This is a genomic window from Pseudomonas sp. PLB05 (assembly GCF_021106615.1).
GTDB lineage: Bacteria > Pseudomonadota > Gammaproteobacteria > Pseudomonadales > Pseudomonadaceae > Chryseomonas > Chryseomonas benzopyrenica.
The window spans coordinates 297,169-319,136 of record NZ_JAJOHO010000001.1; the positions used below are offsets into that span (position 1 = coordinate 297,169).

Below are 21,968 nucleotides of genomic sequence, written 5' to 3' on the forward strand. Positions count from 1 at the left end.
AGCAAAGCCGGATCAGCTGTGGGCTTCCAGCGTCTCCAGCAGCACCCGCACCTTAGCCAGGGATTCGGCGTATTCGTCTGCCCAGTGGGAGTCCATGACGATGCCGCCGCCGCCCCAGCAGCTGAGCACCCCGTCTTCGGCTAGCAGGCTGCGGATCAGGATGGAGCTGTCGCTTTCGCCGCGCACGTCCAGATAGAGCAGCGAACCGCAGTAGGGGCCGCGGCGGGTCTCCTCCAGCTCGTCGATGATTTGCATGGCGCGGATCTTCGGCGCGCCGGTGATGGAGCCACCAGGGAAACTGCCAGCCAAGAGGTCGAGGGCGTCCAGCCCAGCGGCCAGTTCACCGGTGACGGCGCTGACCAGGTGATGGACGTTGGGATAGCTCTCCAGGGCGAACAGCTCGGGCACCCGTACCGAGCCGATCCGGCAACTGCGCCCCAGGTCGTTGCGCAGCAGGTCGACGATCATCAGATTCTCGGCGCGGTCCTTGGGGCTGGCCAGCAGGGCGCGGGATTCGGCGGCATCGGCGGTGGGATCGGTACGGCGTGGCCGGGTGCCCTTGATCGGGCGGGTTTCCACCTGACTGCGACTCACCCGCAGGAAGCGCTCCGGCGAATGGCTGAGCAGGGCGCCGCGCTCCAGCGCCAGATAGCCGGAGAAGGGCGTCGGGCAGGCCGCACGCAGGGCCCGGTAGGCGCGCCAGGGCGAACCCTGGAAGGGCGCACGAAAGCGCTGGGCGAAGTTGACCTGGTAGCAGTCGCCAGCGGCGATATAGGCCTGGATGGCCTCGATGCGCTGACGATAGGTATCGCGGTCTAGGTCGGCGGCGAAGGGAGCGGTGAGGCTGAAGGCCTCGATCTCGGGCGTTTTCGCTGCTTCGAACAGGGCGATCAGTCGCTCACGTTCCCCTGCCTCCAGCGCCGGATGGCAGACCAGTTGGCTGGTCCGTGCCTGGTGATCGGAGATCAGCGCCCAGGTGTAGAGCCCCAGGTGGGCATCGGGCAGTTGCAGATCGGCCCGGGCGCCGTCCGGTAGGCGCTCCAGGCGGCGGCCGAAGTCGTAGCCGAGATAGCCCAGCAGACCACCGGCGAAGGGCAGGTCCACGCCCTCCGGCAGGCCCGCGTGGCCCAGGCTGGCCAGGGCGGTGCGTGTCCGGGCGAAAAAGGCGCGCCCCGACTCGCCAGAGTCGGGTTGCAGCACTTCGCGCGGCCAGGCTGCCATCAGGTCGTAGCGACCGCGCTCGGCCACCGGCCGCCCGGAGTCCAGCAGCACCGCGCCGGGTTCGCTCTGCAGCAAGACGAAACGCACCGTGGGATCGGCATGGTAGGGCAGGGGATGCAACTGGCAGAGGGGCATGGCGAGGTCGGCTGGGGTGGGCGGCGCGCTAGTGTAGCGAACCGCCTGGGGCGAGAGCGAGATACAGGCTGTCACAGCTGAATTGTCGACAAAGATTGACTGTAATAGCGTTCAGGCGTAGTTATCTGACCCATAAACACAAAAGGTGTCGACAATGATCGATAGCCCCCTCCAGGTCGAAGCGCCCGAGACCGACAGTGGGACCCTCTCCGAGCAGGTCTTCCGCCGGATCCGCGAGGCCATCGTCCGCGGCGACGTGGCGCCGGGCAGCAAGATTTCCGAGCCCGAGTTGGCGCGCACCTACGGCATCAGCCGCGGGCCGCTGCGCGAGGCCATCCACCGGCTGGAAGGCCAGCGCCTGGTGGTGCGGGTGCCCCATGCCGGCGCGCGGGTCGCCGCCCTGAGTCTGGCTGAGCTGGTCGAGCTCTACGAGATCCGCGAATCCCTCGAAGGCATGGCCTGCCGCCTGGCGGCCGAACGCCTCACGCCCCAGGGCATCGACGAACTGCGCCAGCTGCTGGATACCCACGAGCGCGATCCGGCGTTCCAGGCCGGCACCGGTTACTACCTGCAGGAAGGCGACCACGACTTCCACTACCGCATCATCCAGGCCAGCGGCAACGGCATGCTGGTGCGGCTGCTCTGCGGCGAGCTCTATCACCTGGTGCGCATGTACCGGCTCAAGGTCTCCGCCACCCCTAATCGGCCGCGCCAGGCGTTCGCCGAGCACCATCGCATCCTCGATGCCCTGGCCGAGGGCGATGGCGAACTGGCCGAATTGCTGATGCGCCGCCACATCGCCGCCTCCAAGCGCAACCTGCAGCACCATCCCCTAGTCACCGATCAGTCGAGGTAACGCCATGCCTGCCGTCAGTCCCGGCCAGAAATTCCGCGCCGCCGTCGCCGCCGAACGCCCGCTGCAGGTGGTCGGCACGCTCAACGCCAATCATGCGCTGCTGGCCAAGCGTGCCGGCTTCCAGGCCGTCTACCTCTCCGGCGGCGGGGTCGCGGCCGGCTCCCTGGGGTTGCCGGACCTGGGCATCAGCGGCCTGGAAGATGTGCTGATCGACGTGCGTCGCATCACCGATGTCTGCGACCTGCCGCTGCTGGTGGACGTCGATACCGGCTTTGGTGCCTCGGCCTTCAACGTCGCCCGCACTACCCGCGCCCTGATCAAGGCCGGCGCGGCGGCCATGCACATAGAGGATCAGGTGGGCGCCAAGCGCTGCGGTCATCGACCCGGCAAGGAAATCGTCAGCCAGCAGGAGATGGTCGATCGCATCAAGGCGGCGGTGGATGCCCGCACCGACCCGGACTTCGTCATCATGGCACGCACCGATGCCCTGGCCGTGGAAGGCCTGCAGGCCGCCATTGATCGCGCCTGCGCCTGCGTCGAGGCCGGCGCCGACATGATCTTTCCCGAGGCCATCACCGAGTTGCCCATGTACCGCCAGTTCGCCCAGGCGGTGGGGGTGCCGATCCTCGCCAACATCACCGAATTCGGCGCCACGCCGCTGTTCACCACCGAGGAGCTGGCCGGCGCCGACGTCAGCCTGGTGCTCTATCCGCTGTCGGCCTTCCGTGCCGCCAATCGCGCCGCCGAAAACGTCTACACCGCGATCCGCCGCGACGGCAGCCAGCAGGCGGTGGTCGACACCATGCAGACCCGCGCCGAACTCTACGACCGCATCGACTATCACCGATATGAGGACCAGTTGGATCGCCTGTTCCAGCAAGGCAAATCCTGACGCTCCACCCTGAACGCCCGCTTTTTCGCACAACAACTCCAAGAGGAGCGAGACGATGGCAGACAGCAAAACCCTCGGCGGCGCCGGCCTGCGTGGCCAGGTCGCCGGCCGCACCGCGCTATGCACCGTCGGCAAGACCGGCGCCGGCCTCACCTACCGGGGCTATGACATCCGTGAACTGGCGGCAGGAGCCGACTTCGAGGAAGTCGCCCACCTGTTGCTCTATGGCGAGCTGCCCACCCAGGCGCAACTGGACGCCTATCGCCAGCGCCTGGCGGCGTTGCGCGATCTGCCGCAGCCGCTCAAGGAAGGCCTGGAGCGCATTCCCGCCAGTGCTCACCCCATGGATGTGATGCGCACCGGTGCCTCGCTGCTGGGTACCCTGGAGCCGGAGCACAGCTTCGCCGACCAGCAACAGGTCGCCGACCGCCTGCTCGGCGCCTTTCCGGCGATACTGCTCTACTGGCATCACTTCAGCCAGCGCGGCACCCGTATCGACTGCAGCAGTGACGCCCCGGACATCGCCAGCCACTTCCTCACTCTGTTGCACGGCAAGGCACCCAGCGACCTGCATGCCCGGGTAATGAACGTCTCGCTGATCCTCTATGCCGAGCACGAATTCAACGCTTCCACCTTTACCGCCCGGGTCTGCGCCTCGACGCTGTCGGATCTCTATTCCTGCGTCACCGGTGCCATCGGCTCCCTACGCGGGCCGCTGCACGGTGGGGCCAACGAGGCGGCCATGGCCCTGATCGAGCGCTTCGCCTCGCCCGAGGAGGCGGTCACCGGCCTCAAGCAGATGCTCGAACGCAAGGAAAAGGTGATGGGCTTCGGTCACGCCATCTACCGCGACAGCGATCCGCGCAACGAGGTGATCAAGGACTACGCCCGGCAACTGGCGGCGGAGGTGGGCGACAGGGTGCTGTTCCCGGTCTCGGAAGCCATCGACCGCACCATGAAGGAAGAAAAGGGGTTGTTTCCCAACGCCGACTTCTATCACGCCTCGGCCTATCACTTCCTCGGCATCCCGACGCCGCTGTTCACCCCGATCTTCGTCTGCTCGCGCACGGCCGGCTGGTGTGCCCATGTCTTCGAGCAGCGCGCCGACAACCGCATCATCCGCCCCAGCGCGGACTACATCGGTGTCGAGCAGCGGGCCTTCACGCCCATCGCCAATCGCTGAACATCTCTGATCGCGGCCATGGGCCGCTCCTACGGGAGCGATCCATGACCAAACTTGTAGGAGCGGCCGCATCGGCGGACCGCCATGACCACGATGTAAGGAATCAAAACCCCATGAGCGCCAACGTCGATCTCAACAACCGGCCCGACTACGACCAGGTCATCCAGGACCTGGCCAACTACGTGCTGACCTACCAGGTCACCTCCCGCGAGGCCCTGGACACCGCCCGCAACTGCCTGATGGACACCCTCGGCTGTGGCCTGCTGTCCCTACGCTTCCCCGAGTGCACCAAGCTGCTCGGCCCCCAGGTCGAGGGCACCGTGGTGCCCCAGGGCGCGCGGGTGCCGGGCACCAGCTATCGCCTGGATCCGGTCAAGGCGGCCTGGGATATCGGCTGCATCATTCGCTGGCTGGACTACAACGACACCTGGCTGGCGGCCGAATGGGGCCACCCTTCCGACAACCTCGGCGCCATCCTGGCGGTGGCCGACCACCTCTCCCAGCGCCGCGTAGCCCGGGGCGAAGCGCCCCTGACCATGCGCCAGGTGCTGGAGGCCATGATCATGGCCCACGAGATCCAGGGGGTGTTCGCCCTGGAGAACTCCTTCAACCGCGTCGGCCTGGACCATGTCTTCTTGGTCAAGCTGGCGTCCACCGCGGTCAGCGCCAAGCTGATGGGGGCCAACCGGGAGCAACTGCTGTCAGCCCTGTCCCATGCCTTCGTCGATGGTCAGGCGCTACGTACCTACCGCCATGCGCCCAACGCCGGCAGCCGCAAGTCCTGGGCCGCCGGCGACGCCTCCAGCCGCGGTGTGCGCCTGGCCGACATCGCCCTGCGTGGCGAGATGGGCATCCCTGGCGTACTCAGCGCGCCCCAGTGGGGCTTCTACGACGTGCTGTTCAGCCACACCAACAAGGATCTGGCCACCAAGCCCGCCGACCAGCGCCAATTCAGCTTCCCCCAGGCCTTCGGTAGCTACGTGATGGAGCACGTGCTGTTCAAGATCAGCTTCCCGGCGGAATTCCATGCCCAGACCGCCGCCGAGGCTGCGGTGATCCTGCATCCCCAGGTCTGCGACCGGGTGGACCAGATCGAGAAGATCGTGGTGACCACCCACGAATCGGCCATCCGCATCATCTCCAAGCAGGGCCCCATGGCCAACGCCGCCGACCGTGACCACTGCCTGCAGTACATGATCGCCGTACCGCTGCTGTTCGGCGACCTGGTCGCCGAACACTATGAGGACGCCTTCCACCAGGCCCATCCACGGATCGACCAGTTGCGCGAGAAGATGGAGATCGTCGAGGACGAGCGCTACAGCCGTGAATACCTGGAAGCCGACAAGCGTTCCATCGCCAACGCCCTGCAGGTGTTCTTCACCGATGGCAGCAGCACCGAGAAGATCGCCATCGAGTACCCGGTAGGCCATCGCCGTCGCCGCGAAGAAGGCATTCCGCTGCTGGAGCGCAAATTCCAGAACAACCTGGCGACGCGCTTCCCGGCGGGTCGCTGCGCCCAGATCTTCGAGCTGTGCAAGGACCAGGCGGGACTGGAAGCCACTCCGGTGCATCGCTTCGTCGATCTGTTCGTTCTATAAAGAGAAGAGGTGGGGCAGGGCGCGGCGGGTGGTCAATCACCCGGCGCGCCCTTTTTCATGGCTAGCAGTAGCGATCTACATAGGCCGGCCGTTGCTGCCGACCGGCCAGGCGCCAGTGCTCTTGCAGGGCAGCGTGGACGCTCCTGATGAAGTGCTCGTCCGCTGCCGCCGATTTGCCGACGTAGCCGCCGCCTCTGTTGTAGGTCTTGAAGCGGATGCGCAGGCTGGGATGGCGCTGCTCGAACTGCTCGGGCGTCTCGCCGCCGGGCAGGCGGTCGACATGCACCGCGCCGCTCTCGCAGACCCAGAGGATATGGTTGTGGTTCTTGTCCTTGAGCCCGGCGAAGAGTTGCTTGAGATCGTCCAGGCTGGGGTTGTCGTTCAGGTTCATGAGCGTGTCCTCCGCAGTGGCCGTGATCAATGGAACTGGTTCATGGTGTTGTCCTTGCCCGCCGCCTTGAGGGCAGCCTCGCCGGCAAAGTATTCCTTGTGATCGTCGCCCATGTCCGAGCCGGCCATGTTCTGGTGCTTGACGCAGGCGATGCCCTGGCGGATCTCCTGGCGCTGCACGCCCTTGACGTAGGCCAGCATGCCCTCCTCGGCGAAGTAGCCCTTGGCCAGGTTGTCGGTGGACAGGGCCGCGGTGTGGTAGGTGGGCAGGGTGATCAGGTGGTGGAAGATGCCCGCTTCCCGCGCGGCGTCGCGCTGGAAGCTCTGGATGCGGGCATCGGCCAGGCGACCCAGCTCGGTGTCGTCGTAGTCCACGCTCATCAGCTTGGCGCGGTCGTAGGCGGACACGTCCTTGCCCTCGTCCTGCAGCGCGTCGAACACCTGCTGGCGGAAGCTCAGCGTCCAGTTGAACGACGGGCTGTTGTTGTAGACCAGCTTGGCGTTGGGCACTACCTCGCGGATGCGATCGACCATGGCCTTGATCTGGCCGACGTGGGGCTTCTCGGTCTCGATCCACAGCAGGTCGGCACCGTTCTGCAGCGAGGTGATGCAGTCCAGCACCACCCGGTCCACGCCGCTGCCGGCACGGAACTGGAACAGGCCGCTGGCCAGGCGCTTGGGCTTGAGCAGCTTGCCGTCGCGGCTGATGAGGACGTCGCCGTTGCCCAGTTGGCTGGCGTCCACCTCGTCGCAGTCGAGGAAGCTGTTGTACTGGTCGCCCAGGTCGCCCGGCTGCTTGCTCACGGCGATCTGCTTGGTCAGGCCGGCGCCCAGGGAGTCGGTGCGGGCGACGATGACGCCCTCGTCCACGCCCAGTTCGAGGAAGGCGTAGCGCACCGCGTTGATCTTGGCCAGGAAGTCCTCGTGGGGCACCGTGACCTTGCCGTCCTGATGGCCGCACTGTTTCTCGTCGGAAACCTGGTTTTCCAGCTGGATGCAGCAGGCTCCGGCTTCGATCATCTTCTTGGCCAGCAGGTAGGTGGCCTCGGCGTTGCCGAAACCGGCGTCGATGTCGGCGATGATCGGCACCACGTGGGTCTCGTAGTTGTCGATCTTGGCCTGGATGGCGGCGGCCTTGGCGTTCTCGTCGGCGGCGCGGGCGGCATCCAGCTCGCGGAACAGCATGGCCAGCTCGCGGGCGTCGGCCTGGCGCAGGAAGGTGTAGAGCTCTTCGATCAGCGCCGGCACGCTGGTCTTCTCGTGCATGGACTGATCGGGCAACGGGCCGAATTCCGAGCGCAGCGCGGCGATCATCCAGCCGGAGAGGTAGAGGTAACGACCTTTCGTGCTGCCCAGGTGTTTCTTGATGGCGATCAGCTTCTGCTGCCCGATGAAGCCGTGCCAGCAGCCCAGCGACTGGGTGTAGGCGCTGCTGTCGGCGTCGTAGGCGGCCATGTCCCGGCGCATGATGGCCGCGCAGTGGCGGGCGATGTCGAGACCGGTCTTGAAGCGATTCTGCAGACGCATCCGCGCGGCGTATTCCGGGTTGATGGCGCTCCAGTGATTGCCGGCAGTGGTCTTGAGGGCGGCGATGGCCTGAACGTCGTTCTCGTAAGCGGACATGAGTCGATCCTTCTCGATGAGGTTGGCTTGGGTACCAGTCTTTTCCCAACGTCCGGCAGCGGGGTGGCGGTTGCCACCCGGATGCCGGTCGCGAAGGCGAAAGGTCAGCCCAGCTGTCGAGTCATGTCGCCGTACGTACCTGCATGGATCCGGACGTCACCTCTGGCGACGCTGCCTCGAGCAGCGCGGCATTTCAGTCGTCTTCTCTTGTAGTGCCTCTTGAGCATCACTACGCAAGACGGCCCGAGGGTCACCCGGAGCCCAGGCGCGACCCGCATGGATAGGGGGTTCGCGTCCGGTGCAACTAGAGATTTGCAGGAGATCAGTGCCTCGTCAACCGTGTTTTGTAGTGCTTTCGTATAGTCACTACAAAAGTCGTAGAAGCGGCCGGGAGCGGGTTTGGGGCGTCTATTGCTGACTCATGGGTCGCAGGTTTCGGCAAAACAAGGCCGCAAGCCACGGCACTGGCCGTGACCCTGCGGTCACTCGGGAGGTGCTCCGCGGAGCTCTGGTCTCTGCCCCCGGTGGGGGGCAGAGGCGAGGAGGGCGGTGGGACTTGCCGGTCAGTGCCGACGAACGGTAAGTCCCTTGCGGCCTAGGACGACGTGGCAGCAGTGAGGCCGGTCAGGGTGTCGGCGATGTCCTTGGTGCGGTGGGAGGTCTGGGCGGTGAGGCGACCGGACTCGCGCAGGGCGGCGAGCAGCTCCTGCAGCGACCCCACGTCCTTGGCCTGGCCGGCGATATGGGCACCGACCTCGCTGATGGCGCGGGACAGCTGGTCGATGTCGGCCCCGATCTCGGCGGCGTTCTTGTGGGTGATGGCCGCGAGGTTGCGTACCTCGTCGGCCACCACCGCGAAGCCGCGGCCGCTTTCGCCGGCGCGCGCCGCCTCGATGGCCGCGTTGAGCGCCAGCAGGTTGGTCTGGCCGGCGATCTGCTGGATCACCTGGACGATGGACTGGATGCGCAGGCTCGACTGGCTCAGCTCGTTGGCGCTGCGCACCACCTCCTCGGCCTGGTCGGTGAGGTTCTGCACGGTGCCGTCGGCCTGGCGGGTGACTTCGCCCTGCTGCAGGATGTTGCCGGCCAGGTCGTCCATGCTGCTGTGCAGTTCGCCGGAGTAGTGCCGCAGCTGCTCACCGATCTCCTGGCGACTCTGGTGCGCCTGGCGCAGGACCTGGCCCAGATCGGCGAGGCCGCCGAACACCGCCTGGATGGAGTCGTCGAGGCCCTGGGCATCCACGATGCCGGTGAAGTTCTGCCGCTTGAATTCATCGATCTGATTGACCACCACCTGGCTCAGGCCAGCGAGCTTCTTGATCTGTCGCCGTAGGAAGAAGGCCTTGAATTCGCCGTAGTGGGCGGCGAAGTTATCGACGTAGTCGTCGCGGAAGGGCGCACCTTCGGGGGTGCGGAAAAAGAACACCGCGGTGAGGGTCTGGTTGAGGTTCAGGCCGAGGATCTCGCCAAAGGTGGAAAAGCCCACCACCGGCGTCTGGCCGAACACCTCGCCCATGCGCGGCAGCTCGGCGCCGTTGTTGGCGCGGCGCAGGATGCAGTCGTTGAGCACCCCCACCAGCGGGGTGCCGCTCTTGCCCTGCAGGAAGCGGGCGAAGTCCTGGCGGGTGGTGTCCACCAGGGAGGTGCGCTTGACCATCACCAGCTCCTCACCGGGCGCCACGTCGCAGAACAGGTGGATACGCTCGCGCTCGTAGTCGATGCGGGCGATGGAGCGAACGAACAGCTCCTCGCCGACGCGGATGGCGAAGGAGTAGTCCGCCAGGCGCTGTTCCAGCTGGTCCGCGCGGCAACTCAGGGCCTCGCAGAGGGCGGCCACCATACTCTTGATCTGGCCGCGACTGTCGACCACCTGGCTGATGTAGCGTTCTTCCAGGGAGGCGGTGAGGACATTGAGGCTGAGCGGCGTGGCGCTGAAATTCTGGCTCTTGAACACCCCGAAGCGGGTGTTCTTGGCCATCTTCAGAAAAACCAGCTGGGCATGGTTTTCATAGGCCTTGCGGCCATCGTGCAGCAGCGTCTGGCGAAAATCGCCCTTGCCGCCGGCGGAGCCGCCGACGAACAGGCAGGGGAAGCGACCGGATTCGTACAGCGCCTCCATGAAAAAGGATTCCGAGGCGGACAGGCCATCGAACAGCACGAAGGCCAGGGTATCGCGGTGATCGATGGGCGTGCGCACCTGCAGGCGCTTGAGCGACTCGGTCAGGCGGGCCAGGCGTTCCTTCATGCTGCGCCGCGGTCCGCCACGGCGGATGTCCTCGCTGTCGAGCGGCACGTGCACGACCTCGGCCGAGGCGATCACCGAGGCGTCGAAGAATTGCAGCACCAGCCGGTCCCAGGCGCCATCGGCGGCGCAGTACAGGCGCTGTTCGCTGCCGCAGAGTTCGCCGGAGGTGGTACACAGGCTGATGGAGGCTTCGGGAAAGCGGGCCACCAGTTGCCGGGCGATGACGTCCAGGTCCAGGTGCGGCGAGACGAAGCCGGTGATGAAGGTGGGCTGGAGGGCGACGCCGCCAAGGCGGTCGCCTAGTTCGCGGGCGGAGCAGGTCAGGCTGAACACGCCACTACCGCCCAGGCGGGCGCGCGCGCCGAAGCGTTGCAGAAACCCCATGATTGTTCCTCTTGTGGGCAGGCTGGGAAAGGGAGCTCACCCAGGCATCGGCGCCGTTGGCGGCGGCTTGATAGGGGTGTGCGCCCAGGCCGCAGGCAAGCGGGCAACTGCATCAAGGGGCGAAAGGAGGCCGAGGCTCTGGCACGAGCCTTGGCGCGATAAGGATCGCGGCGGCCGCCTTGAGGACAGTCTGACCCAGGCGATCGGCGGTCATGACGGACGCGGAGAACGGAGCGCGGCTGGACTAATCCTGTTCGCCGTGCTCGGCGAAGGCCTCGGCGCCGGTCAGCCGACGACGCGAGTGCCCGAAGCAGTACCAGGCTGGCTGTTCCTCGATGAAGATCTCGCTGTCCAGCACCCAGTCCTCGCCCTCGAGCAGGCCTACCGGAATGGCGTAGTGCGGCTCGGCCTTGAGGCGATAGAACAGATGGGTGCCACAGTGGCCACAGAAGCCACGCTCCGCCCAGTCGGACGAGGCATGCACCATCAGGGCGTCGCTACCGCCGATCACGGGAGGCTGGGTGCATTCCACCGCCAGTAGCGGGCCACCGCTCCAGCGACGACAGGTCCGGCAATGGCAGGCGGATACGTGGGCGTTGTCGAGACGGCAATCCAGCTGGACGGCGCCGCACAGGCATTGGCCGTGACGTTCGAGGGGAAGGGACATGGCGCTATCCTCGGGAGGCAGGAAATCTGCAGGATAGCCGGTTGGGCGCAGGGAAGGGAGGTGCCCCCGCCGCGAGCGGGAGCACCGGCGCGATCAATCCTCGCGGCTGGTGACTTCCACCAGGTGATAGCCAAACTGGGTCTTTACCGGACCCTGGACCTGGTGCAGCGGGGCGCTGAACACCACGGTGTCGAATTCCTTGACCATCTGGCCCGGGCGGAAGGTGCCCAGGTCGCCGCCCTGACGGCTGGAGGGGCAGCTGGAGTTGTCCTTGGCCACCCGGGCGAAGTCCGCGCCCCCTTCGATGGCGGCTTTGAGTTCGTTGCACTTGTCTTCGCTGGAAACCAGGATGTGGCGGGCAGAGGCTTTGGCCATGGGAGAGACTCCTGTTGAATGAGCGGGCGAGCCTACTCCAATCACCCCTGCAAGCAAACTGCCATCCGTTCCTCGGCTGGCGAGCCGTTTGGGTTGCGCCCCTGATGCAGGGCGGGTAAATAGCGCTTCCCTGTTTTCCGGATCGGCCTGCGCATGCCTCGTCTTCTTGCCTTTTCCCTGCTGCTGACCACAGGCCTGCTGGCCGATGTCGCCCTGGCGGCGACGCCCGAGGAGGCACGGCTGGTCAGTCTGATCAACGCCTATCGCGCCGCACCCCAGGGCTGCCCCGGCGTGCGCGCCGCCGCGCCCCTTGCCGCCGACAGTCGCCTGGCCGCCGTCCGGCTGACCGGCCGGGATCGCCTGCAGAGCGATCTGCGCGCCGCAGGCTACCAGGCGTCGGCGGTGCAGGTGATCATGCTGGCGGGCGCACCCACCGCCCAGGCGGCCATGGCCGGGCTGCGCCAGCAGTATTGCCGGCCGCTGGCCAGCAACGACTATGCCCAGATCGGAGTGAGTCAGCAGGGACCGCGCTGGCAGCTGGTGCTGGCGCGCCCGGTGGTGAGCGCGGGACTGGGTGACTGGCAGACGGCCGGCAAGGCCGTCCTGGCCGAGGTCAATCGCGCCCGTGCCCAGGCCCGCACCTGCGGCACCCGGCGCTTCGCCGCCACCACGCCGCTGCGCTGGAATCCGGCCCTGGCCAGTGCCGCCCTGGCCCACAGCCAGGACATGGCCGGCCGCGACTACTTCTCTCACACGGCGCCCGGCGGCGGCACCGTGGCCGAGCGGGTGGCCAAGCAGGGCTACGGCTGGACTCGGATCGGTGAGAACATCGCCGCCGGGGCCGGTTCGGTCACCCAGGCCATGCAGGGCTGGTTGGCCAGCCCGGGGCATTGCGCCAACCTGATGAGTCCGGAGTTCACCGAGATGGGGGCGGCCTACGCCCTGAATCCGCGCAGCACCCACAGTCTCTACTGGACCCAGGTGTTCGGCCGGCCGCGCTAGGTCGGGTACTCGGCGATCTCGATGAGGTTGAGATCGGGATCGCGGACATAGACCGAGCGGATCGGTCCGGTGGCGCCGGTGCGTGCCACTGGGCCTTCCAGGATCGGCCAGCCTTCGCGCTGGAGATGGGCGATCACCAGGTCCAGCGGCTCACGGGCGATAAAGCAGAGGTCGAGGGCGCCCGGCACCGGCAAGTGGGCCTTGGGTTCGAATTCGTGCCCCCGCTCGTGCAGGTTGATCTTCTGATTGCCATAGCGCAGCGCCTTGCGCCCCGCACCGAATACCTCCAGGCGCATGCCCAGCACCCGGGTGTAGAAATCCTCGCAGGCGGCGAGGTCCGTGGTGGTCAGGACCAGATGATCCAGATGATCGATCAGCATGGCGGTCTCCGCGACCGGACTGGCCTTTCACTGTGCCAGTCCCGGGCGCGGCGCACCATCACTTGGCGTGGGCCTTGATCCAGCGATTGAGCTGATCGATCTCCTTCTGCTGGGCCTGGATGATGTCCTCGGCCAGCGTGCGCATCTCCGGGTCCTTGCCGTGCTGGAGCTGGTAGCGGGCCATGTCGACGGCGCCCTCGTGGTGGGCCAGCATGCCCTTGGCGAAAGCCAGATCCGGATCCTTGGCCTTGAGGCCTTCTTCCATGCCCTGGTGCATGGCCTCCATGCTCTTCTGCATGTCCTGGTGGTTCTGGTGCTGGGTTTCGGCGGCCTGGGCGACGCCGCCCGCCAGCAGGGTGAGGGCGAGCAGGGTGGAGGAAAGGACGATACGCATGTTCGGACTCCTGACTGGGCTGATGACGACGAGGCTAGAGCTTGCCCCTGGGGTAAGGTCAAATCATCCGGCGCGTTTCGCTGGGAGCCGGCGCCGGGTAAAAGGTTTCGCGATGTTTTGTCGCAGCGTCAGGCGGTCGGCGCGCTGAACCCTGGGCGAAAAAGCCACGCCGATCAGGCAGTTGGCCGCTTCGACCAGGCGATCGCCATCACTGGGCGCAACTGCGAGAGGTTGTGATGGTCCGACGCAGCAGCGTAGAATTTTTACTACATCCAATTCCAATCCCTACCTACAGCAGACTTCTCGCTCGCGACCTGGCGTCGCAGGCGGGCCAAGCCTTTGCTCGTGGGTTTTCGTCGTCGGCTTTCTGACCGGAAGTCGCTATCCACCCCTTCGCTCTGGAGTAGAAGACCCCCCATGGATGCTACCGCCGAAGCCCGGAAGCCCAGCTGGTCCGGTGTCATCGCCCTGGCCCTGGCCGCCTTCATCTTCAACACCACGGAATTCGTGCCGGTGGCGCTGCTCAGCGACATCGGTCGCAGCTTCGACATGCGTCCCTCGCAGGTCGGGCTGATGCTGACCATCTACGCCTGGGTGGTCGCCCTGATGTCGCTGCCGATGATGCTCGCCACGCGCTCCATCGAGCGGCGGCGGCTACTGATGTTCGTCTTCGCGGTGTTCGTCGCCTGCCACGGCCTCTCCGGGGTGGCCTGGAGCTTCGAGGTGCTGGTGGCCAGTCGCATCGGCATCGCCTTCTCCCATGCGGTGTTCTGGTCGATCACCGCCTCGCTGGCGGTGCGCATCGCCCCGGCCGGCAAGCAGACCCAGGCGCTCGGCCTCCTGGCTACCGGTACCTGCCTGGCCATGGTGCTGGGCATCCCGTTGGGCCGGGTGCTGGGCGAATTGCTGGGCTGGCGCTACACCTTCGTCGCCATCGCGGCGCTGGCGGTGGGCACGGTGCTCTGGCTGGCGCGGAACCTGCCGCTGCTGCCCAGCGAGAATTCCGGTTCCCTGGCCAGCCTGCCGGTACTGTTCAAGCGCCCCGCGCTGCTGTGCATCTACCTGCTCACCACCCTGGTGGTGACCGCCCATTTCACCGGCTACAGCTATATCGAGCCCTTCGCCGTGGAAGTGGCGGGCATGGGCGGCATGCAGATCACCGCCTTGCTGCTGCTGTTCGGCGGTTCCGGGGTCATAGGTTCGCTGCTGTTCAGCCGCTACAGCCTGAGATTTCCCAATGGCTTTCTGGTCGCGGCCATCGCCGGCATCGCCCTGTCGCTGCTGTTGCTGCTGCCCTTCGCCTGGAAGAGCTTCATGCTGGAGGGCCTGAGCGTGGTCTGGGGCATCGCCATCATGAGTTTCGGCCTGGCGCTGCAAGCCAAGGTGCTGGCCCTGGCCAAGGACGCCACGGACGTCGCCATGGCGCTGTTCTCCGGCATCTACAACGTCGGCATCGGCGGCGGCGCCCTGCTGGGCAGCGTGGTGGGGACCCATGTCGGCATGCCCTACGTCGGCCTGGTCGGCGGTAGCCTGGCGGTGGCCGGCCTGCTGTTCGCGGTGTTCATGACCCGCCGCTACGCCGAGCAACTCAACGCCAATCCGCTGTAAGGCTTGCGGGCGCCTCCTCGACGAGACGCCCCGGCTACGCGACCCAGGGGTCGCGAACTGTCTACCGGGCCGCGCCCGCCAGTCGTGGAGCGGCCCGGGACGAAGCGCTAAGCTGCGGGCTCCTGGCGCCTTGGCCAGGCTGCCGGATGCGCTCGCCATGAATCGACTGCTGTTCAATCTCTTCGTCTGGACAAAGGTGCCCATCGCCAAGATCGCCGGCCTGCGCCTGCGCCAGCTGGACGATGCCGGCTGCCAGATTCAGGTCACCCATGGCTGGCTGAACCAGAATCCCTTCAAGAGCATGTTCTGGGCGGTGGAGGGCATGGCGGCGGAGTTCTCCACCGGCATCCTCGCCGACCGGCACATCCGCCGTTCCGGCAGTCGCTACGCCATGCTGGTGGTGGCCATGAGCGCCCGCTTCACCAAGAAGGCCGTGGGCACCCTCGTCTTTCGCTGCGACCAGGGCGAGGCCATCGCTGCGGCGCTGCGGCAGGCCCGGGAGACGGGCGAGCCCCAGGTGCTACAACTGCGCAGCATCGGCACCGACGAGAGTGGCGAGCAGGTGGCGGAATTCTTCTTCACCTGGAGCTTCAAGGCGCGGCTGCCGGTGGCGACGTCTCGGTAAGAGCGGCCGGCCGGTAGCGTGAAAATCGCGTAGCGTTTTCTACTGACAAGCCCAACGCAAGACGGTGGAAGGCCGCGCCGTTATCCGCCCTCCGCGGCCAACCGCCCCCTCTCCCGGCGGGAAAGGGGGAGAGGTGATCGCGGGTAGGGGTGTCCACGTTGGGCTTCGCTGCGCTCAGCGCCAACCTACGAAACTAACGCCCGAAGCGCCCACCCCGGCGCTCCCCACGCCCCTGGCGCCGGCCGCCCTTGCCCTGACCCTTCTCCTGGCCCCGCGGCCGACGGCGACGGGACAGCTCGCGGGTGATGGCGTCGTTGAGCAGGTCGCGATGCTCCTGGCCGCGTTCCAGGGCGGGAAACAGTTCGGGCAGGCTGCGCGCCAGGTGCAGATAGGTTTCCACCACGTGCAGAGCGCTTTCCAGGCCGGCAAGATCGGTTCCCAGGGGGATGCGCGGCAGGTCCACCGGCTCGCCCCGGGCCACCATGCGCAGCCAGCGCTGGGCCTGGCCGCTGGCCGGGCCTTCCAGGCCGCCGCGGATCGGCGTGCAGGCGAAGATCCAGCGCAGCTGGAAATCGATGCCGGGCAGGTCGATCAGCTTGATCCACTCGGCCAGTTCCTCGGGCAGCACCGAGACGAAGGCATCGCCATAGTTGATGTTGCGGTTGAAGGTCAGCCAGGTGCGCAGCAGGCTGGGCTCTTCCATGAAGTCGGACAGGGCGCGCAGGTGCTCCAGGCTCGGCCGCACCTGGAATTGGTGCAGGTCTACCGGATCGTCCGGGCTGTGGAACAGCCGCTTGATGTTGCGCAGCACATGGGGTTCTAGCGCGGTGATCTCGCCTTCGGCATGATGGCCGAAGCGCCCGGCGCGGCCGCCGATCTGCTTGACCTCCTGCACCCGTAGCGGGCGATTCTGCACCCCGTCGAACTTCTCGTCGGTGTAGAAGCACAGGGTATGGGCCGGCAGGTTGAGGCCCATGCCCACCGCATCGGTAGCCACCATGATCTCGGTCTCGCCGTCACGGAAGCGCCGCGCCTGCTCCCGCCGTACCTCCGGCGAGAGGGCGCCATAGACCACCGAGACCCGGCGGCCGGCCATCTCCAGCAGGCCCTTGAGTTCCAGCACCAGCCGCCGGCTGAAGGCCACCAGCAGCGACCCGGGTTCCAGGCGTTCCAGGGTGGTGGCGTGGCGCGCCACCGTGACCGGCGACAGGCGCTTGGTTGGCTTGATCTCCAGGCGGTCCTCGCACAGCTCGCAGAGGGTGCGCAGCGAGGGTTCGATCAGCGCCGGACCGGTCATCAGCAGGCGCTTGGTGTGGGCGCTGACCAGGGCGTCGACCCAGGCCCAGCCACGTTGCGGATCGGCGAGCATCTGCACCTCGTCGACCACCACCACTTCCCATTGCTGGCGGCGGAAGCGGGCAAATTCCTCGACGGTGCAGCAGAAGTGGGTGGCGCCCGGGCGGATGATCTCTTCCTCGCCGGTGACCAGGGAGCAGGGCACGCCGAGGGATTCCAGGCGCTCCTGGTTCTCCAGCGCCATCAGCCGCAACGGTGACAGGTAGATGGCGTGGGTCACCGCCGCCATGGCTTCGATGGACCTGTGGGTCTTGCCGCTGTTGGTGGGGCCGAGCAGCGCGGTCCAGGTGCGGGTCAGGCGCCGGGCCGGATAGTTCTGGTGGTACTGGCCGAAGCGCGGATTGTTTTCCAGCAGCACGGCGAAGGCCATCTTCTCGCGCTGCTGGGCCACGGCGTGGCGCAGGGCGCGACGCAGCTTGTCGCTCTCCAGGCGCATCAGCTCCTGCAGGCGCGGTGTGCCGAGCTGGTGCAGATCGAAGTCCAGGATGTCGGCTTCGCCCATCAACACGGCGAAACGCTCGCGCAATTCCCCCTCCGCGGCGGCCTTGAGCGCGGCCACATCGGCGTCGCCAAGCAGACGCCCCTGGTTGGCCGACAGCCGTCGGGGGATCTCCAGGCGGATGTCCTCGTGGGTCAGCACCACGTTGAATCTCAATTCGTGGCGTGTCTCGTTGAGCACCTCCACCGCGCGCGGCAGGAAGTCGTCCAGGCGGATCAGCGCCTGGGGTACCCGCTCCAGCACGCGCTGACGATCCTCCTCGGCCATCTCGGCGAAGGGCGCGGCCAGGACGCCGAGGCGCTCGCGCACGGCATCGCCCAGGCGCTGGCCGACCGCCGCGGCAAAGGTGTCGGCGGAGTCACTGTCGGCCAGGTTCAGTGCCCAGTGGGGTTCGAGCAGCTCGCTCGCCGCGCCGCCGGTAAAGAGCTTTTCGCTGCCGAAGACGTCCACCGGATGGGCAAAGGTCTTGCTGGCACTGAGCAGCGCCTGGCCCAGCAGACGGTCGGGATCGGGCGCACTGCCGGCGGCCACCGCCGCGGCCTCGTCGAGACCCAGCCAGAAGGCCTTGGCGATACGGCCCAGGTGCGGCAGGGGATAGCCCGAGTAGGGTTTGAACCAGAGTTCCTGATGCTGTTGCCTGGCGACGAAGTCGGGATGGGTGCGGCCGGCCCAGTCGAGGAAGCGTTGCAGGCGTTCGAGGCGGCGTTGCTTGCGGAGGCGGTGATCGCTCATGCGAGAAGAGGCTTTCCAGGGGGACTATTAGGACATGGGACCCTGGCCGGAGCCACGGGGTCACCGCGTGGTGCGCCATTCGGCAGATAGGGGGCACCGCCAAGGCCTTGGTGCAGTCTCCATCAGGAGGGTGGCGTCCGTCACCTACTCTTCCTCTCCTGTTCTGGATCACGGCACCCACATGACTTTTCTCGTCTGGGTCGGGGTATTGGGATCGTTGTTGATGATCCTCGCCCTGACCTCCGCCTATTTGCGCTGGCTACCGGTCACTACCTCGGTGGTCTGTCTGGCCTTTGGCATGCTCATCAGTCCCATCGGCCTGGGACTGGCCGAGGTCCACTTCCAGCAGTCGGCGACCTGGATCGGCCACCTGACCGAGGTGGCGGTGCTCTTTTCGCTGTTCGTCAGCGGCCTCAAGCTGCGGCTGTCCTTCCATCGTTCCTCCTGGCACGGCGCCTATCTACTGGCCGGGCCGGTGATGATTCTCAGCATCGCCGGGGTCTGCCTGGTCGCTCACTATCTGCTCGGCCTGCCCTGGGGCGTGGCCCTGCTGATCGGTGCCATCCTCGCGCCCACCGATCCGGTGCTGGCCGGGCTGGTGCAGGTCAACCATGCCCAGGATTTCGACCGGGTGCGCTTCGGTCTTTCCGGTGAGGCCGGCCTCAACGACGGCACGGCCTTTCCCTTCGTGCTGCTCGGTCTGCTGCTGTTGCAACATGGCGAGCCCCAGTGGGGCTGGACCCTGGAGTGGTTCATGAAAAGCGTGCTCTGGGCGGTACCGGCGGGCCTGTTGCTGGGCTACACCATGGGCAAGGGCGTGGGCCGGTTGATGATCTACCTGCGTACCCGGCACGGTGACAGCACCATTTCGCCCAACGACTTCCTCGCCCTGGCGCTGATCGCCCTGTCCTATGTGCTGGCCGACGAGATCGGCGGCTACGGTTTTCTCGCAGTGTTCGCCGCTGGGCTGGGCCTGCGCCAGGCCGAGGTACAGACCTCGGGGAATGCGGAGACGCCTTCCGAGCACCTGGCGCAGCCGGTGATCGGGCATCTCACCGGCGCGCCGGAGCACGCCACGGTGGCCAAGGCGGACGATCTCGAAGAGCCCAAGATGGCGGCCGGCGTGATGATGGGCGACATGCTCGCCTTTGGCAGCCTGGTGGAGCGCTCCTTCGAGGTGCTCCTGGTGACCCTGCTCGGCGTGGTGCTCATCACCCACTGGGACAGCCGCGCGCTGCTCCTGGGCGCCATGCTGTTCGTGATCATCCGCCCGCTGGGGGTGGCGACCATGCTGCCCTTCACCCGCATCGATCGCCAGCAGGGGGCGCTGATCGGCTGGTTCGGCATCCGCGGTATCGGTAGCCTGTATTATCTGTGCTACGCGCTCACGCATAACGTCACGGCCGACTGGGCCGGGACCATCGTCGACCTGACCCTGTCGGTGGTGGCCCTGAGCATTGCGGTACATGGGATTTCCATCCAGCCGCTGCTCGACCGCTACGAGCGCCTCACTGCCCGTCGCGAGGGCTCGGCGAGACCCTGAGCCCGTTTGCGACCCATACCGGAGGACGCATGTATCACGGTGAACGTCTCAATGCCTGGACCCATCTGATCGGAGCCCTGCTGGCCTTGGCCGGTGCCGTCACCCTGGTGGTGCTGGCCAGCCTGCAGGGGGATCCCTGGCGCATTGTCAGCGTGGCCATCTATGGGGTGGCGCTGGTGATCCTCTACAGCGTCTCGACCCTCTACCACAGCGTGAAGGGACGCGCGAAACGCCTGCTGCAAAAGCTCGATCATCTGTCGATCTATCTGCTGATCGCCGGCAGCTACACGCCGTTCTGCCTGGTGACCCTGCGCGGGCCCTGGGGCTGGACGCTGTTCGGTATCGTCTGGGGCCTGGCGCTGATCGGCATGGCGCAGGAACTCAAGCCGCGTTCGGAAGCGCGCATCCTGTCGCTGGTGATCTACGCCGTCATGGGCTGGATCGTGCTGGTGGCGGTGGGGCCGCTGCTGGATCGCCTGGGCGGTGAAGGCTTCGCCTGGCTGGTGGCCGGTGGGGTGCTCTACACCGTCGGCATCCTGTTCTTCGTCTTCGACGACCGCTTTCGTCATTGGCATGGCATCTGGCACGGCTTCGTCATGGCCGGCAGCGCCCTGCACTTCGTCGCCATCCTCAGGTATGTGCTGCCGGCGCCCTAGGGCGGTCTTGAGGGGTTCGTCACAGATATGGCGGCCTATGGCCATCGGTGGCGAACCCTTGGATGGCTGTTTGGTTCTCAGATAGCTGAACCCATTCCCAGTGCGTTGCTTTCCCCAAAACGAAGAAGAAGAGGAAGGTGAAACGTGTTCAGCCGTCCCAGATTTCTTGTATTGCTCTTGTTGCTCGCCTGCAGCGCCTGCCAGGAAAAGGACGCCAAGACCGTCGCGGCGCCGATCAAGAAGGACGCCAGCTTCGAACAGCGCGGCAAGGCGTCCTTCTATGCGCGCAAGTTCCACGGCAGGGAAACCGCTAGTGGCGAGACCTTCAACAACAACGAGCTGGTCGCCGCCCACAAGACCCTGCCGCTCGGCACCCGGGTCAAGGTGACCAACCTGGAAAACGATCGTGCCGTGGTGGTACGCATCAATGACCGCGGACCCTATATCCGGGGTCGCATCATCGACCTCTCACGGGCCGCTGCGCGGCGGGTGGACATGGTCGACGACGGCACCACTGCGGTAAAGGTGGAAAAGCTGGATTAACGCCACTCAGTGTGACCAGACCATCTGGTCTTTGCCCTGGCGTTTGGCCTGATAGAGACCTTCGTCCGCCCGCCGCAGCAGCTCGTTGAGAGAAACTTCCGGGTCGAGCCGAAGCGCCCCGGCACTGAAGCTGATGCCCAGGGGGGCGGCGGCTAGGCGGTTACGCAGGACTTCCAGCAGGTGGCTCACCCGCGCATCGTCCAGGCCGCGGATCAGCAGGCCGAATTCCTCGCCACCTAGGCGACCGACCTGCAGCCTCGGATCGAGCTGATCGATTTCCCGCGCCGTGGCGACCAGTACCTGATCGCCGACCTGATGACCGTGTCGGTCGTTGATCTCCTTGAAGTTGTCGATATCGAGCATGACGAAATGCGCAGGCGTCTGCCCGCTCTCGCCGCGAGCCTCGTCCAGCTGCTGCAGGAGCTTGCGGCGATTGGCGATCCCGGTCAGTTCGTCGGTTTCCGCCAGGATCCGATAGCGCTCCTTGAGAATGAAGGTCCGTCGCATCCATTGGCTGTTGGCGTGGTTGTAGGCGATGCCGATGGCCAGGGTGGCACTGGCCAGCAACCAGACCAGGTGTATTGGCATGGCGGTGGGAACCAGCTGGGTCTGACCGATGAACAGGATGAAGGCGGCGCCGGCGAGGGTGATCAGGTAGTGGGAGAGACGATAGGTCATGCCGCAGGTGCCCAGGACGATGATCACGGCGATGGGCAGATTCCAGTAGTGGCCCACGGCGCCGCCATCCTGGATCTGGATGCGAAAGGCGAGGGCGAGCGCCCAGATGTTGCCGGTAAAGGTAAGACTCATCATGCGCGCGCTGCGTGCAACGCTGAGCAGGGCGCTGATCGCCAGCAACAGCAGCATCACGGCGAAGTAGCGCGGCTTGTAGGGGCTGCCGATCAGCGGATTGCTCCACAGACTCAGCGGCCACAGCGCCAGCATCAGAGGCTGCAATACCTGCAGGGGGGTGCGCAGCACTCGCCGGACATGCTGTTCATAACGAATATCGTCGTCCATCGACATCTCGGAACGGGGTAAGGCCGATGGGCGATGGCAAA

20 protein-coding genes and 1 pseudogene are annotated in these 21,968 nt (G+C 66.3%); 10 read left to right on the top strand and 11 right to left on the bottom strand.

Going from position 1 to position 21,968, the window contains the following annotated elements; translation table 11 throughout:
• Positions 1-12: 12 nt before the first annotated feature.
• Complete coding sequence (gene pabB / locus LRS53_RS01390) at positions 13-1,356, bottom strand: aminodeoxychorismate synthase component I (RefSeq protein WP_231354685.1); 1,344 nt, start codon at positions 1,354-1,356, stop codon at positions 13-15.
• A gap of 154 nt (positions 1,357-1,510) precedes the next feature.
• On the opposite strand from pabB, the gene LRS53_RS01395 reads away from it, so the two are divergent.
• The 4 genes from LRS53_RS01395 to prpD all read left to right on the top strand — a co-directional run bounded on the left by LRS53_RS01395 (position 1,511) and on the right by prpD (position 5,885).
• Positions 1,511-2,212, top strand: coding sequence for a GntR family transcriptional regulator (locus LRS53_RS01395; RefSeq protein WP_068383852.1), 702 nt, complete (start codon positions 1,511-1,513; stop codon positions 2,210-2,212).
• A 4-nt stretch (positions 2,213-2,216) separates the two neighbouring features.
• Positions 2,217-3,104, top strand: a complete 888-nt coding sequence (gene prpB, locus LRS53_RS01400) for a methylisocitrate lyase (RefSeq protein WP_064307466.1) — start codon at positions 2,217-2,219, stop codon at positions 3,102-3,104.
• 55 nt (positions 3,105-3,159) lie between these two features.
• Positions 3,160-4,287 carry a bifunctional 2-methylcitrate synthase/citrate synthase gene (gene prpC / locus LRS53_RS01405; RefSeq protein WP_231354686.1) on the top strand — a complete coding sequence of 376 codons (1,128 nt, stop codon included), beginning with the start codon at positions 3,160-3,162 and terminating at the stop codon, positions 4,285-4,287.
• A gap of 113 nt (positions 4,288-4,400) precedes the next feature.
• Positions 4,401-5,885 carry a 2-methylcitrate dehydratase gene (gene prpD, locus LRS53_RS01410; protein ID WP_231354687.1) on the top strand — a complete coding sequence of 495 codons (1,485 nt, stop codon included), beginning with the start codon at positions 4,401-4,403 and terminating at the stop codon, positions 5,883-5,885.
• Positions 5,886-5,946: 61 nt separating this feature from the next.
• On the opposite strand, the gene LRS53_RS01415 is transcribed toward prpD, so the two are convergent.
• From LRS53_RS01415 to LRS53_RS01435, 6 genes and pseudogenes are all read right to left on the bottom strand, one after another.
• A complete protein-coding gene (locus LRS53_RS01415) occupies positions 5,947-6,276 on the bottom strand; it encodes a hypothetical protein (protein WP_231354688.1) in 330 nt (109 codons plus the stop codon).
• A gap of 26 nt (positions 6,277-6,302) precedes the next feature.
• Positions 6,303-7,898: an isocitrate lyase gene (locus LRS53_RS01420; protein WP_231354689.1), complete on the bottom strand. Its 1,596-nt coding sequence runs from the start codon at positions 7,896-7,898 to the stop codon at positions 6,303-6,305.
• Between the two features lie 595 nt (positions 7,899-8,493).
• Positions 8,494-9,414 carry a methyl-accepting chemotaxis protein gene (locus tag LRS53_RS23740; protein ID WP_437181175.1) on the bottom strand — a complete coding sequence of 307 codons (921 nt, stop codon included), beginning with the start codon at positions 9,412-9,414 and terminating at the stop codon, positions 8,494-8,496.
• Between the two features lie 3 nt (positions 9,415-9,417).
• Positions 9,418-10,527, bottom strand: a pseudogene (locus tag LRS53_RS23745) (FIST signal transduction protein); the annotation flags it as partial.
• 244 nt (positions 10,528-10,771) lie between these two features.
• The gene (locus LRS53_RS01430; protein ID WP_231354691.1) at positions 10,772-11,194 is read right to left on the bottom strand and encodes a GFA family protein; all 423 of its coding nucleotides are present in this window, start codon (positions 11,192-11,194) and stop codon (positions 10,772-10,774) included.
• Positions 11,195-11,287: 93 nt separating this feature from the next.
• The gene (locus LRS53_RS01435; RefSeq protein WP_231354692.1) at positions 11,288-11,569 is read right to left on the bottom strand and encodes a peptidylprolyl isomerase; all 282 of its coding nucleotides are present in this window, start codon (positions 11,567-11,569) and stop codon (positions 11,288-11,290) included.
• 153 nt (positions 11,570-11,722) lie between these two features.
• On the opposite strand from LRS53_RS01435, the gene LRS53_RS01440 reads away from it, so the two are divergent.
• The gene (locus tag LRS53_RS01440; RefSeq protein ID WP_231354693.1) at positions 11,723-12,571 is read left to right on the top strand and encodes a CAP domain-containing protein; all 849 of its coding nucleotides are present in this window, start codon (positions 11,723-11,725) and stop codon (positions 12,569-12,571) included.
• Here LRS53_RS01440 and LRS53_RS01445 read toward each other — a convergent pair.
• Both LRS53_RS01445 and copM read right to left on the bottom strand, forming a co-directional pair.
• Entirely contained in the window at positions 12,568-12,948 is a 381-nt protein-coding gene (locus LRS53_RS01445) for a VOC family protein (protein ID WP_184288599.1), read from the bottom strand. The genes LRS53_RS01440 and LRS53_RS01445 overlap by 4 nt on opposite strands.
• 61 nt (positions 12,949-13,009) lie before the next feature.
• A complete protein-coding gene (copM, locus tag LRS53_RS01450) occupies positions 13,010-13,345 on the bottom strand; it encodes a CopM family metallochaperone (protein ID WP_017641945.1) in 336 nt (111 codons plus the stop codon).
• Positions 13,346-13,762: 417 nt separating this feature from the next.
• Between copM and LRS53_RS01455 the strand changes: the two genes are divergently transcribed.
• Together LRS53_RS01455 and LRS53_RS01460 are read left to right on the top strand one after the other, a co-directional pair.
• Positions 13,763-14,953, top strand: coding sequence for a sugar transporter (locus LRS53_RS01455; RefSeq protein WP_064307474.1), 1,191 nt, complete (start codon positions 13,763-13,765; stop codon positions 14,951-14,953).
• A 157-nt stretch (positions 14,954-15,110) separates the two neighbouring features.
• Positions 15,111-15,578 carry a DUF4442 domain-containing protein gene (locus LRS53_RS01460; protein WP_231354694.1) on the top strand — a complete coding sequence of 156 codons (468 nt, stop codon included), beginning with the start codon at positions 15,111-15,113 and terminating at the stop codon, positions 15,576-15,578.
• 193 nt (positions 15,579-15,771) lie between these two features.
• Here the strand turns inward: LRS53_RS01460 and LRS53_RS01465 are convergent, their stop codons facing one another.
• A complete protein-coding gene (locus tag LRS53_RS01465) occupies positions 15,772-18,165 on the bottom strand; it encodes a DEAD/DEAH box helicase (protein ID WP_231354695.1) in 2,394 nt (797 codons plus the stop codon).
• Between the two features lie 181 nt (positions 18,166-18,346).
• On the opposite strand from LRS53_RS01465, the gene LRS53_RS01470 reads away from it, so the two are divergent.
• From LRS53_RS01470 to LRS53_RS01480, 3 genes are all read left to right on the top strand, one after another.
• Positions 18,347-19,708 (top strand): cation:proton antiporter, encoded by a 1,362-nt coding sequence (locus LRS53_RS01470; RefSeq protein ID WP_231354696.1) that lies wholly within the window; start codon positions 18,347-18,349, stop codon positions 19,706-19,708.
• A gap of 29 nt (positions 19,709-19,737) precedes the next feature.
• On the top strand, positions 19,738-20,364 hold the full coding sequence (gene trhA / locus LRS53_RS01475) for a PAQR family membrane homeostasis protein TrhA (protein WP_093254650.1): 627 nt from the start codon (positions 19,738-19,740) through the stop codon (positions 20,362-20,364).
• Between the two features lie 144 nt (positions 20,365-20,508).
• Positions 20,509-20,907: a septal ring lytic transglycosylase RlpA family protein gene (locus LRS53_RS01480; protein WP_093254652.1), complete on the top strand. Its 399-nt coding sequence runs from the start codon at positions 20,509-20,511 to the stop codon at positions 20,905-20,907.
• A 6-nt stretch (positions 20,908-20,913) separates the two neighbouring features.
• Here the strand turns inward: LRS53_RS01480 and LRS53_RS01485 are convergent, their stop codons facing one another.
• On the bottom strand, positions 20,914-21,927 hold the full coding sequence (locus LRS53_RS01485) for a GGDEF domain-containing protein (RefSeq protein ID WP_231354697.1): 1,014 nt from the start codon (positions 21,925-21,927) through the stop codon (positions 20,914-20,916).
• Positions 21,928-21,968 lie beyond the last annotated feature (41 nt).

Excerpts from the sequence above, each read along its gene's own strand:
- pabB (WP_231354685.1), bottom strand. The coding sequence starts at position 1,356 with ATGCCCCTCTGCCAGTTGCATCCCCTGCCCTACCATGCCGATCCCACG.
- LRS53_RS01395 (WP_068383852.1), top strand. The coding sequence starts at position 1,511 with ATGATCGATAGCCCCCTCCAGGTCGAAGCGCCCGAGACCGACAGTGGG.
- prpB (WP_064307466.1), top strand. The coding sequence starts at position 2,217 with ATGCCTGCCGTCAGTCCCGGCCAGAAATTCCGCGCCGCCGTCGCCGCC.
- prpC (WP_231354686.1), top strand. The coding sequence starts at position 3,160 with ATGGCAGACAGCAAAACCCTCGGCGGCGCCGGCCTGCGTGGCCAGGTC.
- prpD (WP_231354687.1), top strand. The coding sequence starts at position 4,401 with ATGAGCGCCAACGTCGATCTCAACAACCGGCCCGACTACGACCAGGTC.
- LRS53_RS01415 (WP_231354688.1), bottom strand. The coding sequence starts at position 6,276 with ATGAACCTGAACGACAACCCCAGCCTGGACGATCTCAAGCAACTCTTC.
- LRS53_RS01420 (WP_231354689.1), bottom strand. The coding sequence starts at position 7,898 with ATGTCCGCTTACGAGAACGACGTTCAGGCCATCGCCGCCCTCAAGACC.
- LRS53_RS23740 (WP_437181175.1), bottom strand. The coding sequence starts at position 9,414 with ATGGGCGAGGTGTTCGGCCAGACGCCGGTGGTGGGCTTTTCCACCTTT.
- LRS53_RS01430 (WP_231354691.1), bottom strand. The coding sequence starts at position 11,194 with ATGTCCCTTCCCCTCGAACGTCACGGCCAATGCCTGTGCGGCGCCGTC.
- LRS53_RS01435 (WP_231354692.1), bottom strand. The coding sequence starts at position 11,569 with ATGGCCAAAGCCTCTGCCCGCCACATCCTGGTTTCCAGCGAAGACAAG.
- LRS53_RS01440 (WP_231354693.1), top strand. The coding sequence starts at position 11,723 with ATGCCTCGTCTTCTTGCCTTTTCCCTGCTGCTGACCACAGGCCTGCTG.
- copM (WP_017641945.1), bottom strand. The coding sequence starts at position 13,345 with ATGCGTATCGTCCTTTCCTCCACCCTGCTCGCCCTCACCCTGCTGGCG.
- LRS53_RS01455 (WP_064307474.1), top strand. The coding sequence starts at position 13,763 with ATGGATGCTACCGCCGAAGCCCGGAAGCCCAGCTGGTCCGGTGTCATC.
- LRS53_RS01460 (WP_231354694.1), top strand. The coding sequence starts at position 15,111 with ATGAATCGACTGCTGTTCAATCTCTTCGTCTGGACAAAGGTGCCCATC.
- LRS53_RS01465 (WP_231354695.1), bottom strand. The coding sequence starts at position 18,165 with ATGAGCGATCACCGCCTCCGCAAGCAACGCCGCCTCGAACGCCTGCAA.
- LRS53_RS01470 (WP_231354696.1), top strand. The coding sequence starts at position 18,347 with ATGACTTTTCTCGTCTGGGTCGGGGTATTGGGATCGTTGTTGATGATC.
- trhA (WP_093254650.1), top strand. The coding sequence starts at position 19,738 with ATGTATCACGGTGAACGTCTCAATGCCTGGACCCATCTGATCGGAGCC.
- LRS53_RS01485 (WP_231354697.1), bottom strand. The coding sequence starts at position 21,927 with ATGGACGACGATATTCGTTATGAACAGCATGTCCGGCGAGTGCTGCGC.